Origin of the sequence: Pseudomonas sp. S34, assembly GCF_009866745.1 — a bacterium.
GTDB lineage: Bacteria > Pseudomonadota > Gammaproteobacteria > Pseudomonadales > Pseudomonadaceae > Aquipseudomonas > Aquipseudomonas jessenii.
On the sequence record NZ_CP019398.1, the window covers coordinates 3,016,283 to 3,028,892 of the forward strand.

10 protein-coding genes are annotated in these 12,610 nt (G+C 59.2%); 5 read left to right on the forward strand and 5 right to left on the reverse strand.

Features of this window, described 5'->3' with window-relative positions; genetic code table 11:
- Positions 1 to 144 precede the first annotated feature (144 nt).
- The 3 genes from PspS34_RS13440 to PspS34_RS13450 form a co-directional block, all read right to left on the reverse strand.
- Entirely contained in the window at positions 145 to 1,710 is a 1,566-nt protein-coding gene (locus PspS34_RS13440) for a PAS domain-containing methyl-accepting chemotaxis protein (RefSeq protein ID WP_159389904.1), read from the reverse strand.
- A 214-nt stretch (positions 1,711 to 1,924) separates the two neighbouring features.
- A complete protein-coding gene (locus tag PspS34_RS13445) occupies positions 1,925 to 2,461 on the reverse strand; it encodes an AAA family ATPase (protein WP_159389905.1) in 537 nt (178 codons plus the stop codon).
- A gap of 114 nt (positions 2,462 to 2,575) precedes the next feature.
- Positions 2,576 to 3,913 (reverse strand): MFS transporter, encoded by a 1,338-nt coding sequence (locus PspS34_RS13450; RefSeq protein WP_057714870.1) that lies wholly within the window; start codon positions 3,911 to 3,913, stop codon positions 2,576 to 2,578.
- A 229-nt stretch (positions 3,914 to 4,142) separates the two neighbouring features.
- Here PspS34_RS13450 and PspS34_RS13455 point away from each other — a divergent pair, with 229 nt between their 5' ends.
- A complete protein-coding gene (locus PspS34_RS13455) occupies positions 4,143 to 4,709 on the forward strand; it encodes a nucleotidyltransferase family protein (RefSeq protein ID WP_174245514.1) in 567 nt (188 codons plus the stop codon).
- 79 nt (positions 4,710 to 4,788) lie between these two features.
- Here the strand turns inward: PspS34_RS13455 and PspS34_RS13460 are convergent, their stop codons facing one another.
- A complete protein-coding gene (locus PspS34_RS13460) occupies positions 4,789 to 5,814 on the reverse strand; it encodes an AraC family transcriptional regulator (RefSeq protein ID WP_159389906.1) in 1,026 nt (341 codons plus the stop codon).
- Between the two features lie 223 nt (positions 5,815 to 6,037).
- Here PspS34_RS13460 and PspS34_RS13465 point away from each other — a divergent pair, with 223 nt between their 5' ends.
- The 3 genes from PspS34_RS13465 to PspS34_RS13475 all read left to right on the forward strand — a co-directional run bounded on the left by PspS34_RS13465 (position 6,038) and on the right by PspS34_RS13475 (position 10,445).
- Positions 6,038 to 7,708 (forward strand): GMC family oxidoreductase N-terminal domain-containing protein, encoded by a 1,671-nt coding sequence (locus tag PspS34_RS13465; protein WP_159389907.1) that lies wholly within the window; start codon positions 6,038 to 6,040, stop codon positions 7,706 to 7,708.
- A complete protein-coding gene (locus PspS34_RS13470; protein WP_159389908.1) occupies positions 7,695 to 10,133 on the forward strand; it encodes an alpha/beta hydrolase fold domain-containing protein in 2,439 nt (812 codons plus the stop codon). Before PspS34_RS13465 ends, PspS34_RS13470 begins: the two co-directional genes overlap by 14 nt.
- Before the next feature lie 150 nt (positions 10,134 to 10,283).
- The gene (locus tag PspS34_RS13475) at positions 10,284 to 10,445 is read left to right on the forward strand and encodes a DUF2986 domain-containing protein (protein ID WP_079246754.1); all 162 of its coding nucleotides are present in this window, start codon (positions 10,284 to 10,286) and stop codon (positions 10,443 to 10,445) included.
- A 168-nt stretch (positions 10,446 to 10,613) separates the two neighbouring features.
- Here PspS34_RS13475 and PspS34_RS13480 read toward each other — a convergent pair whose 3' ends face one another.
- Positions 10,614 to 11,936: a DUF1329 domain-containing protein gene (locus PspS34_RS13480; RefSeq protein WP_150813171.1), complete on the reverse strand. Its 1,323-nt coding sequence runs from the start codon at positions 11,934 to 11,936 to the stop codon at positions 10,614 to 10,616.
- A gap of 330 nt (positions 11,937 to 12,266) precedes the next feature.
- On the opposite strand from PspS34_RS13480, the gene PspS34_RS28555 reads away from it, so the two are divergent.
- On the forward strand, positions 12,267 to 12,512 hold the full coding sequence (locus tag PspS34_RS28555; RefSeq protein ID WP_154946426.1) for a hypothetical protein: 246 nt from the start codon (positions 12,267 to 12,269) through the stop codon (positions 12,510 to 12,512).
- Positions 12,513 to 12,610 lie beyond the last annotated feature (98 nt).

Genomic DNA, 12,610 nt, shown 5'->3' on the forward strand with positions numbered 1-12,610 from the left:
CTCATTTTTCCAGCCTCCACAGATGAAACTCCTTTTTCAAAACAGGATTCTATCATTGGGACTGGGGGCGTTGAGGGACGCGTCGCTGTTTTCCACTGAGGCTGCCTGTTGTCCGGATGCAAGATGGTCAACAGGCACTGATGGCTATCGGCTGAAACGTTCGGCCAGGCTGTGCAGATAATCGGCCATTACTTCCAGATCCTGGCTGATCGCCGCGCCTTGCTTGGCCTGCCCGGCACTGTGGTCGCACAGTTGGGCAATCCGGGTGATCTGCTGATTGATATCTTCAGCCACGTGACTTTGTTCTTCAGACGCCGAGGCCATCTGCTGGCTCATGCCGGTTATCCGGGTGACGGCCTGGCTGATGCCGACCAACGCCGACTGCACCGCCTCGACACTTTGCATGCTTTCGCGGGAAATCTGCTCGCCACGATTGGCCGTTGATACGGCGCGATCGGCACCGGCATACAGTGAAGCGATGATGCCGTGGATCTGTTCGGTGGAGGTGCGGGTGCGTTGTGCAAGGGAGCGCACCTCGTCGGCAACCACGGCAAAACCGCGACCTTGCTCACCTGCCCGGGCCGCCTCGATGGCCGCATTGAGCGCCAGCAGGTTGGTCTGTTCGGCAATGGAGGTGATGACATCCACGACACTGCCGATCGATTGCGTTTCGCTCGCCAATGCATCGACCGCCTGGCCAATCTCGTTGACCGCCTCATGCATGGTTTTCATGGCGCTCAGGCTTTGCCGGGCCAACTCACTACCGTCACGGGTCAACTGGTCAGCCTCCGACGCGGCATGTGCGGTGCTGATGACGTTCTGCGTGACTTCCTGAATGGTGGCGGCCATCTGTGAAATGGCCGCTGCAGACTGATCGGTTTCACTGCGCTGACGATCAAGCGACTGTGCCTGGAAACCTGAGAGCTCGGATGATTGCGCCGCCTTGGCCTTGACATTGACCCCGGCATCGACGAGCCGGCTCAGGGCTGTCTGCAGGCGCGCTTCCTCACTGACCATGGCCATGTCCAGTTGCCCCTGGGGGCCGTGGTTATCGCTGTAGGTGAGGGCGACCAACGGATCGGAAAAGGCTTTCGGATGCTCGGCCAGGGTACGCTCGATGGCCTTGCGATTTCGGGACTCGATCAGGTACCAGGCAACGCCAAGGCTCGCGATCAGGACCCCTTGTGCCGCGGTTGTCGATAGCCACTGACTACCCAGCAGTGAAACCCCGCCAGCCATCAATAATGGCCACCCCTGTCGCAGTGGCCGGAAAATCCGCGCGCTGCGCGCAACGATCGGCTTGCCGGCCCGCATCCTGGAATAGAGCGCTGATGCCCGGCGGACCTGGTCGCGGCTGGGCACCGAGCGGACCGACTCGTAGCCACTCATGCGTCCGTTTTCATAGATGGGCGTGACGTAGGCACTGACCCAATAGAAATCACCATTCTTCGAGCGGTTTTTCACAATACCCATCCAGGGTTTGCCTTGCTTGATGGTGTGCCACATATGCACGAATACCCCGGGTGGCATATCGGGGTGTCGAACCAGGTTATGGGTCTGACCCACCAGTTCGTCGTAGGTGAAACCGCTGATGGCAACAAAGGCGTCGTTGCAGTAAGTGATTCGGCTATCCAGATCGGTCGTGGAGATCAATCGCTGTTCGGTGGGGAAAACTCTTTCATGCTCGGTTACGGGTAAATTCACACGCATACAATGCGACCCCTCGGATTATTATTATGTTGAGCATATAAATCACAAATGCGCCCAGGCATTGCGCCAGCCGGGCCAGGCGTCAGATCGGGGATTCAACGCGCGAGCCCGAAGAGGAATTTATGGACGGGGGAGGCTATCGACCATTCATTCGACGACAATTTCTTTTCATTTCATGACAAATCGGCGATATCAATGTGAAATCATGCGCCCTCTATACAGGGCAGGTGCCTGGCATTGCGGGCAAGCCATGGAGAAAGGCGTCAATCTGCTGGCTATTGCACAAATGCACCACAGGAATCCGCGGGCCTGTGGTCAGGCGCACCGCCTCAATACCGGGGCGATAACCCTGATCGAAATTCCACACAAAGTTCAGAAAGGTCAGGAACGCCCGGTCGAGCTTCTCTGGGCAACCGGCAGCAAGGTCAAGGCGAGGGCGCTTGCTGACGCTGCGCATGATCACTCGGGCGAAGCAGATCAGTCGCGGCGTATCGAGCCAGATGATCAGGTCGGCCCGGGGCAGGCGAAGGTCAAAGGTGCGCCGGGCATAGTTGCCTTCACAAATCCAGGTATCCGCTGCGATCGCGGCGCTGACCCGCGCGCGGAATTGCTCCGCGTCGGGCTCTATCCAGCCGGGCTCCCAGAACAAGGTATCGAGGTGCACCACGGGCAGGCCCAGACGCTTGCCAAGGGCGCGGGCGAGGGTGGATTTGCCGCTACCGGCATTGCCTAGAATTACAATCCGTTGCATGAGTGACGTCCTGTCGCGAAAAAAGCCGGCAATTGTGCGGGGTTTTGACGGCCAGTCAACGGCCGCTGAGGGAAACCTCGCTCACGTGACGCCTGGCCGGCTCGTTTCGTGTTTTCAGGCGGATGCGCCCACGCCCTCGGCTTTCTCCTGCGCCGCAACGTCGTGCAGGGAAATCCTTGAAGTCTCCGGTAATGCCAGCCCGCCCGCCAATGCGAGCAACGCAATCGCAATCAGGTAGAACGCCGGCGACAGGTTGCTGCCGGTGGTGCTGATCAGCCACGTTGCCACCAGCGGCGCGGTGCCGCCGAAAAGGGTGTACGCCATGTTGTAGGTGATCGCCGAGGCGGTATACCGAGTGCGGGTAGGGAAGGTTTCCGAGAGCAAGGCTGCGGTTACCACGCCACACAACACCGCGCCAATCGCCAGGAGCATGACGCCGACGATGGACGCGGCGAACGAACCGGAACTGGCCATCAGGAACGATGGATACACGACCACGATCAACAGCGCGCATGCGGTCATCACCGTGACTCGACGCCCGACCCGGTCCGAATACAGCCCGGCCAACGGGCAGATCGCCGCAGCGAACAGCAATGCAATCAGTGACACCAGCAACGCTGTTGCACGACTCAGCCCACCGGCCACTTGCAGGTAGGTCGCGAAGTAGGTGGTGAACATATAAAACGAAAGTGCTGTGAGTGACACAAAAGCGCCCAGGCAACAGATCGCCGCACCATGGTTGCGCAAGGTTTCCTTGAGTGGAGAATGTGCGACAGCATGTTCCTGAGTCACCGCCTGGAATGCCGGTGTCTCATCGAGCTTCCAGCGCAGGTAAAGACCCACCAGGCCCAGGGGTGCGGCAATCAGGAACGGCAGGCGCCAACCCCAGCTTCCCATGGCTTCGGCCGACAATGACGCCTCGAGCGCGTAGGCCACCACGGCGGCCGCGGCGAAGGCGGAAAATGTCGACACCGGAATGAAGCTGCCGTACCAGGCGCGCTTGTCACTCGGCGCATGTTCCATCAGGTAGGCACAGGCACCTGCGTATTCTCCCCCGGCGGAAAAACCCTGGGCGCAACGGATCAGGGACAGAAGAATCGGCGCCATGACCCCGATTGCCGCATAAGTGGGCAGCAGACCGATCAAGGTCGTGGCACCGGCCATCAGCAGGATGGTCATCGCGAGGGTGCGCTTGCGGCCGATCCTGTCGCCCAGCATGCCGAAGAAAATCCCTCCAAGGGGCCTAAACGCAAAGGCCACGGCGAATACCGCAAAGGTCTTGAGCAGCGCGGCACTGGCATCGCCGCTGGGGAAGAATTGCTGGGCGATGGTCGTGGCCAGAAAGCCATACACGGCAAAGTCGAACCACTCGACGAAATTGCCGATGCCGGCAGCCACAATCACTCTTCTCAGTGTTTGTGGGCTGACTTGTTCCGTAGTTGCGTTCGTCATGCTTGACCTCGACAGTTCGTCAGTAAGCTATCGATTATCGGGGCAGGCACTGAGGTGGTTCACTTCAAAAGTGTCACCCACATAGTCAGTACCGACTTCAGGCTATTGAATCAGGCATGATTCGCGCCAGATTGGCCGAGGGAGAAAAAAGGGCGACTTTTTTTGCAAATTTGAACAGCGTTGAGGGTATTGTCGGCGGCCGGGATTAGATCAATCAGAAGGGATGAAGATGACATTGACTGTCGAAAGCCTGGTCAGGATCGCAATGACCAATCCGGTAAACGCAGAAATTTCCGCTCGTTTGCCGGAGCTCGGTTTGAACCAGTGCATGCTCACGGCCGGTTGTTTGTTCCAGGCCGTCTGGAATCAACAGGCACAGCGACCGCCAGAGTGGGGCGTGAAGGATTACGACGTCTTTTACTTCGATGATGACCTGTCATGGGAAGCTGAGAATGAGGTCATCGAATCAGGTCAGCGTCTGTTCCAGGACCTCGACGTGAACATTGAGATCAAGAATCAGGCCCGCGTCCACCTGTGGTACCGCCAGCGCTTTGGCGGGGATTATCCAAGGCTTCAGTCGGCTAAAGACGGGATAGACCGCTACCTGATTGCCGGCACCTGCATTGGTCTGGATATCGAAACGGGTGAGGTCTATGCGCCCAACGGCCTGGCCGACACCGAGCACGGGCTACTTCGAATCAATCCAAAGAATCTCAAGCCAGAGCTGTTCGATCAGAAGGCGAGAAGTTATCAGGCTCGCTGGCCCTGGCTCAGGATCGTGGAACAGCAATGTTGAATCGAGGGGAGCCGATTGCTGCCGGTCGCATCGGGCTGCAAACGCCCGCCTAACGGACATTCGATACCGAGTGCGTCATCTAGCACACGCCGCTGCTGCTTTTTCGCAGCGAGAAATGACTCGGTGCTACCCCATACCAGCGCTTGAATGCCTGGGAAAAACTCGACAGGTCACTGAACCCCAGTCGCTCGGCAATCTCGGTGAGACTCAGGCGTTCGTCGTAGAGCATTTCGATGGCACTGCGGCTTCGGGCCTCGGCCAGCAAGGCACGGAAGGTGGTGCCTTCGTCGTGCAGGCGGCGCTTGAGGGTGCGAGTGCTGACGTGGATCAGGCGGGCCATGGCGCAAAGGTCCGGTGGCGTCGCATCGGTATTGGTCAGGTAGTGCTGGACCAGCGCCGTCATGCCGGAACGGGCGATTCGCCGTTGCATCAACTGTGTGCACATCTGCTCGCACATGCTCACTGTGACGGCGTTGGCTTGCGGCAAGGGGCGCACAAGGAATGAACGATCAAAGGCCAGGCTGTTGCTGCTGGCTGCGTAGACAGGCGCCAGCCCCAATAAACGGTCGTTATCGCACTCGTGAGCAGGATCGGCACGCAACGTGAAGCGCGACAGCGAAAAGTCATCGCCCCCCAGTTCCTTGAGCAACAGCGCCCCCGCTGCCATGTCCCGGGCCAATAGAAAATCCCGCAGGTCGGGTGCCAGCCCGGGCGTGGCGAAAGTCAGCACACCTTCACTGCCTTGCTCTTCATAGGTCACCACGGTGAATGCGTAGGTGAGCGGCAAAAAGCTCAGTGCCAGGGTTAGTGCATCCCCGGTGGTCGCGCTGCTGATCAGGCCGTAACCAAACAGGCCATAGGTCGAGAAGTGATAGCGCGCGCCGATTTCGAAGCCAAGCCCCGGAGGATGACCGAGCAACTGCAACAGATTGCCGGTCACCCGCAGTTCCTGATCGGCAGTCAGCTCCAGATTCGGGTCGGCCAGTTGCGCTGCCGTCAGCCCCGAGCCGGCCAGTATCGCACTGGCCGCCAAGCCTTTTTCGACGCCGAACTCCACCAGCAGTAAGGCGCTGGCCGGGCCACGCAGAAAATCCCGAAAGGTCATGCCCATGTCCCTGTGGCGAAAAGGTTGGCCCGAATAATAAAGCAATTGTCCCATTCCAGCATTCGGTTCTTTATCAATGGCCGTCACCATCCTTTGCGCACGGTTCGTCGTTTAACCATCAATAAAAGGCCGTTGCGGCACCTGGCGAAAACCAGGAGGCGCAGTTGTGTGTTTTCGGGTAACCCCGCAAATCTCGCACTGCCTTGCACAAGGGAGAACAACAATGAAAAAGACCTTCGATTACATCGTAGTGGGCGGCGGTTCCGGTGGTTGTGTGGTTGCCGGTCGGCTGAGCGAAGATCCGGACGTCAGTGTTTGTTTGCTGGAAGCCGGTGGTGGCGGGCAGTCCAGCCTGGTCAATATCCCAGCGGCGATGGTGGCAATGGTCCCGACTTCGGTGAACAACTGGGCCTTCGACACCGTCCCGCAGATGGGGCTGGAAGGGCGCAAGGGCTACCAGCCACGGGGTAAGGCACTGGGTGGTTCCTCTGCGATCAACGCCATGATCTACGTGCGGGGTCATCAATGGGACTACGACCATTGGGCCGCCCTGGGCAATACCGGTTGGGGGTTCAAGGATGTCTTGCCGTACTTCCGACGCAGCGAGCACAACGAGCGCATCGGCAACGACTTGCACGGGCGGGGTGGGCCGTTGTGGGTCAGCGATTTGCGTTCGGACAATCCATTCCAGCAACGTTTTCTGGAGGCGGCCCGCGAGACCGGTTTACCGCTCAACGACGACTTCAACGGTGAGGAACAGGAAGGCGTTGGCATCTATCAAGTCACGCAAAAGCACGGTGAACGCTGCAGCGCGGCGCGGGCGTATCTGTTGCCGTATGTGGGCGTGCGCAACAACCTGACCGTCGAAACCCGGACCCAGGTGCAACGCATCTTATTTGAAGGCACTCGCGCCGTGGCTGTCGAGGTGCTGCAAAACGGTGAGGTTCTCACCCTGCGTGCCAAGCGGGAAGTCATTCTCGCCGCCGGGGCCTTCCAGACCCCGCAACTGTTGATGTTGTCGGGCGTGGGGCCCAAAGAGGAACTGCAACGCCATGGCATCCCGCTCTTGCAGGACCTGCCTGGTGTTGGGCAAAACCTGCAAGACCATCCGGATTTCGTTTTCGTCTACAAGACCTCAAGCCTGGATGCCATGGGCGTTTCATTTGCAGGCAGCACCAGAATGCTCAAGGAAGCCGGCCGTTTTCGCCGGGAACGTCGAGGCATGCTGACCTCGAATTTTGCCGAGGGCGGAGCGTTTCTCAAAACGCGCGAAGGGCTGGATAAACCGGATATTCAATTGCATTTTGTCGTGGCTCCGGTGGAGGACCATGCGCGCAAGTTGCGTCTGGGTCATGGGTTGTCGTGCCACGTTTGCCTGTTGCGTCCGCGCAGCCGCGGAACCGTATCTCTGGCCAGCAAAGACCCGCAAGCGGCACCGCTGATTGATCCGGCGTTCCTTCAGGACCCGCAGGACCTTGAAGATATGGTCGCGGCATTCAAACTGACACGCCGTTTGATGCAGGCACCGGCGCTGGCCAACTGGATCACCCGCGACCTGTACACCGACGGGGTCGAGACCGACGAGCAGATCCGCACCGTACTGCGTCGTCGTACCGACAGTGTTTATCACCCGGTGGGCACTTGCCGCATGGGCGATGACTCACTGGCCGTGGTCGACGCGCAACTTCGAGTACACGGTCTGCAAGGGCTGCGAATCGTTGACGCATCGGTGATGCCTACCCTGATCGGCGGCAACACCAACGCACCGACCATCATGATCGCCGAGAAAGCCGTTGACCTTATCCGCGGCATTGGGCGGGTGTGTTCGTCCGCCCGGACTGAAACGACAGCCACCACTGAAAACAACAATGAGGCATCTTATGTCGTTGCATGAAGTTGGAACCGGCAGTCAGTCGGCAACAGCCTTGAGCGCCATCATCATCGGCAGCGGTTTTGCCGGTATCGGCATGGCCGTTGCCTTGCAAAAGGCCGGTGTGAAGGACTTTGTGATCCTGGAGAAGAAACAGGACGTCGGCGGTGTCTGGCGGGACAACAGTTACCCCGGCGCCGCGTGCGACGTACCTTCGCACCTGTATTCTTTTTCGTTTGAGCCGAACCCGGACTGGAGCAGGGTGTTCGCGCCCCAGGCCGAGATTCATGCCTATCTGCGGCATTGCGCTGACAAGTACGGGCTGGACAAGCACATTCGTTTCGGCGCCGAAGTGGTGTCCGCCGAGTTTGATGAACGCACGTCGCTGTGGCACGTGACTCAGCAGGATGGCAGCGTCCTGAGTGCATCGCTGTTGATCAGTGGCACCGGTCAGTTGAGTCGCCCGGCGTTCCCGAAGCTGGCAGGTATGGAAACATTCAAGGGGCACGTGTTCCACTCGGCGACCTGGGACCACAGCTATTCGCTGGCAGGCAAACGCGTGGCGGTGGTCGGCACCGGTGCTTCGGCCATTCAGTTCGTACCGGCGATTGCCGGGACTGTCGGGCACATGAAAGTGTTCCAGCGCTCGCCGGCGTACCTGATGCCTCGACCGGATCGGGCTTACTCGGAGCGGGTAAAATCATTGCTGCGCAACGTGCCCTGGATGATGACCGCGTACCGTGCCTGGATATACATGCGCTACGAGTCCCGGGCGCTGGCGTTCACCCGATTCAAGGGCTTGATGAAGTGGGCAGTGGGAATTCCGTTCCGTCGACTGTTGTCCGAGCAAGTGCCGGACCCGGTACTGCGCAACAAACTGACCCCGGATTATCCATACGGCTGCAAGCGTATCCTGCTGTCGAGCGAATACCTCCAGACCATGAGCCGGTCCAACGTGGAGTTGATGACCGACGGCATTGCGCGAGTCACTGAAAGCGGCATTGAAACCGTTGACGGCCAGCGGCATGAAGTCGATGCGATCATCTACGGCACCGGGTTCGCGGCCACCGAGTTTCTGTCGCCGATGCGTATCGTCGGGCGAAATGGCGTGGACCTTAACCATGCCTGGCGCGATGGCACCCGCGCGTATCTGGGGCTGACGGTTGCGCAATTCCCAAATTTCTTCATGTTGTATGGACCGAACACCAACCTGGGTCACAACTCGATTGTCTACATGCTGGAGAGCCAGATAGCCCACGTCATGCGCTGTTGGCGCACGATGAAGGGCAACGGCGCCAACACTGTGGAGGTCGACCGCAGCGTGTATGACCGCTTTCATGGGCAGGTCCAGCAACGCCTGGTCAACACGGTGTGGAACGGCTGCAAGAGCTGGTATGTGGATGACGCTGGCAACAACAGCACCAACTGGCCGGGGTTCACCTTGAGCTATCGCTGGCTGACGCGGTTTTCCGGGTTGCATGCATACCGCTTCACACGCGAGTTTGAAGGCGGCGCGACCGTAGTCGAATCCCGCGACTGGCCGGAAACATTGAGCGCCGGATTCCTGAGGGTTTTTCTTCGCACCACGTTTCGCTCGCTGATCGGGCCGGGGTTGGCGGCGCCTGCGCAGAGAAAGGTCGTGAACCTATTGTCCAGGTTAATGCCAGGCACTGGCGGCGTGATTCGTTATCGTCAGCAGGCCAACGGCGTTCCCGTGCAAGTGGTCGCACCGCAGCAGGGTGAAAACGGCGGGGTCATTCTGTACCTGCATGGCGGAGCGTTCTGCCTAGGCTCGCCGGATACACATTGGAGCATCACCGGCCGCTTGGCCAAGGCTTCGGGGATGTCGGTGTGGGTAGCTGATTATCGCCTGGCGCCAGAACATCCTTGCCCGGCGGCATTGGACGATGCGCTGGCCTGCTATCAGGCGCTACGGGCTCAGGGGTATGCCGCTGACCGAATCTTCCTGGCCGGCGATTCGGCGGGTGCCGCGCTGGTGTTGGCTCTGGCGCTCAAGCTGCGTGATCTTCACCCGCATTTTGCCGCCGGCATGCTTCTGATGTCGCCAGTGACTGACGACAGCCTGAGCGGTGCTTCCATGACCTCGCGGGTAGAACAGGATCCGATGATCCGTCGCGGTTGGCTGGAGCAAGGGCTGGGCTGGTATGCCGGTACGCAGGTGATGGGCTATCCGCTTGAGGTGGACCTGCAAGGGCTGCCGCCGATGTTGATCCAGGTCGGTGACCATGAGCTGTTGTTGTCTGACGCCACCCGATTGGCCGAGCATGCGCTTGACTGCGGGGTGAATTGCCGCCTGGAGGTGTATGCCGCACGCTGGCACGTGTTCCAGTTGCAAGCCTTCTACCTGCGTTCGGCGGCCAAGGCGTTGAAGACCCTCGGCGCATTTGCCCGGGAGCAACTGGCACGCACGAAGCCTGAGGTGACGTAACGCCAAAAACACAAAAGCCCGCCATCCTCTTGAGGGTGGCGGGCTTTTCGGCGTTTTAATGGGCGTTCTTACTCGCTGGTCTGTAACGGCACAATTGGGCCAATGCCTTAAGCTGATATCATTCAAGACCTGACATACCGAGTAGAAAAAATGAACCGTCAAAAGAAACTAAAGCAACTGTTCAAGGCTAAGGCCAAAAAGGCCAGTGCCAAACTGGCACCGAAGAGCAAGCCTAAATACATTTGTAAAGCGGACCGATTGAAGCTGGCGGCAGAAACCGTTGGCGAGTCAACGATCGCTTCTGAGAGCTGATTCAGGTCGGACCGCGTAGACGTGGTCGACCCCTTCCTTCGCGGCTTTGAATGACCAGATCCCCCTCGCTACATTTGACCGGCCGATTTCTGCGCCCCTGGTTCCGTTGAAGCTGGGGGCTTTGTTATTCATCGGTCATACATGATCGGGAGTTGCTTCGCCGCGGACCTAACGGATACCGGCACCCGCCATGGACTCTGGCACCCACTGCGCCGTCGATAGCGGCTCGATGTAGCGGATGCCGCCATGGGGGCCCACCACGCCATTGATGTTGTAGGTGCCTTTGGACAGGTCGTAAGTCATGAAAGGGGTGGCGTCCGGGACCTGCTGGTCGTAGCTCTGGCTGAAGAACGCGAAGGAGCCGCGGTATAGCTGGCCACTGGTGTCGTACTGATCGGAGGCCACCGCGGCCCAGGTGTCTTCATCCAGGTAGAAGCGGCGCTTCTGGTAGATGTGCTTCGCCCCCGGCTTGAGGTTTCCCTCCACGACGTAGACCCGGTGCTTTTCCCAGCGTACGAAGTCCGGGGAAATGAAGTCAGGCGTGGTCAGCGACTTGGCAGCGCGAGCGTAGGTGAGTTTGTAAGTGTTGTAGGGCACGATCATTTCCTGCTTGCCCACCAGCGTCCAGTCGTACAGCTCGAGTGCACGGGCAGTACCGGGGTTGGGGGTGTCGTAGGCCAGGATCGAGATCTGTTTGACGCGGCGCTGGGCAGGCATGTACTGCCAGGCGCGGCCAGGGAACTCCGCCGGGTTGGTGGCGTTCTTGAGCATGATCGACTCGCCGGCTCGGCGCGCAGGTCCGGTATAGGACAGTTTCAACTGATAGTAGATGTCGGAGCTGTTGAACGGTTTCGACAGGTTCTCGTAGATCGGGAAGGAGACGAATGCCTCGCCGGTGACCGCCAGGCTCGGTACACCCGCCGTGTCGACGCTCCAGGAGTCGTACTTGGAGTGGATGTTGACGCCCTGGTAGCGCAGCAGGAAATTCCACATCGCTTCGGCGCCGGATTGCGGAATCGGGAAAGGCACCCCGGGCATCACATTGTCGATGGCGATCCCGCCGTTGAGGGACCTGGCGTTGGTGGCATTTCTGCGGCTGTTGTCCAGTACCGCCTGTGGGAGCGATGCCGTGCGGTGGGTCGGATAGACGTCGACGCGAAAGGCGGGGTAGCGCTTGGCCAACGCTACAGTGGTGGCGGTCAGCATGCCTTTGTAAGCGTCGACGTTCTTGCCGTTGATCACCAGCAACGGTCTTTCGCCCGCGAAGGGGTCCGGGCGCATGCTGTCGCCGGTCTTGAAACCGGGCGGCGCAGTGGTCAGGCCACCGTTGTAGGGCGGAATGGAGCCGTCGGCATTACCGGCCTTTTCGGCTCCCACCCACGTCAGGCTGGTGCCCAGCCGGGCGGCTTCCTGGCTCGATACATAGGCGCGGGCATCGATGGCCAGTGCCATGAGGGGTACGGCAGCCAGAAGACTTTTCACGAATTTCATATTGTTATTCTCCTGCCTGGCGTACCAGGCAACTCGTGACTCAGGCGCAGCAGTCGCTTACGTCGACTCATCACCAGAGACTTTTTCAGTACTGCCATTAGATAGCCGCCTTATCAGGGGCGCTTTTCATTCGACGACAGCCCCTTGGCTATTGATGACAGGCCCGGGCTGTCTCGTCGGGCATTCGATGGGAGAGCGACTGTCACTTGTTTGTATTTTTCAGCGGAATCATTGGGTTACCGAATGGTCATAGCTATGTCTGAACACTGCCCGGACGAAGGTTTCGAGCAGCCATGACCCTTCCATACTTCCGACGTTTAGGACGTTCATATGAATCGCGCAGTAATCTTGATCGTGGCCATTTCCAGCGCCGTCTTGTTGGGAGGGTGCGGCCCGCACTGGGATGACGGAGAGCGGTACGGGCGATATCACGATCATGACCATCGACGTGGTTACGACCAGAGAGGGGACGATGATCAAGGTTATGACCGTGACTATGATCGTCGTGGTTATGATCGCAGGGACTATGATCGCGATCACCGTCGCTACCGTGATCGCGATGACAACGACGACTGATAGGTTCAATGTCATTGAAATGCAGGGGGGGCTAGTGGGGAGCTGCGTGAAATAGGGGCAGGAAAAGCCCAAAGTTATCATTTTGCCAAGCCGACATG

Coding starts and splice junctions, on each gene's coding strand:
- PspS34_RS13455 (WP_174245514.1), top strand. CDS start 4,143: ATGACATTGACTGTCGAAAGCCTGGTCAGGATCGCAATGACCAATCCG.
- PspS34_RS13460 (WP_159389906.1), bottom strand. CDS start 5,814: ATGACCTTTCGGGATTTTCTGCGTGGCCCGGCCAGCGCCTTACTGCTG.
- PspS34_RS13440 (WP_159389904.1), bottom strand. CDS start 1,710: ATGCGTGTGAATTTACCCGTAACCGAGCATGAAAGAGTTTTCCCCACC.
- PspS34_RS13480 (WP_150813171.1), bottom strand. CDS start 11,936: ATGAAATTCGTGAAAAGTCTTCTGGCTGCCGTACCCCTCATGGCACTG.
- PspS34_RS28555 (WP_154946426.1), top strand. CDS start 12,267: ATGAATCGCGCAGTAATCTTGATCGTGGCCATTTCCAGCGCCGTCTTG.
- PspS34_RS13475 (WP_079246754.1), top strand. CDS start 10,284: ATGAACCGTCAAAAGAAACTAAAGCAACTGTTCAAGGCTAAGGCCAAA.
- PspS34_RS13470 (WP_159389908.1), top strand. CDS start 7,695: ATGTCGTTGCATGAAGTTGGAACCGGCAGTCAGTCGGCAACAGCCTTG.
- PspS34_RS13445 (WP_159389905.1), bottom strand. CDS start 2,461: ATGCAACGGATTGTAATTCTAGGCAATGCCGGTAGCGGCAAATCCACC.
- PspS34_RS13465 (WP_159389907.1), top strand. CDS start 6,038: ATGAAAAAGACCTTCGATTACATCGTAGTGGGCGGCGGTTCCGGTGGT.
- PspS34_RS13450 (WP_057714870.1), bottom strand. CDS start 3,913: ATGACGAACGCAACTACGGAACAAGTCAGCCCACAAACACTGAGAAGA.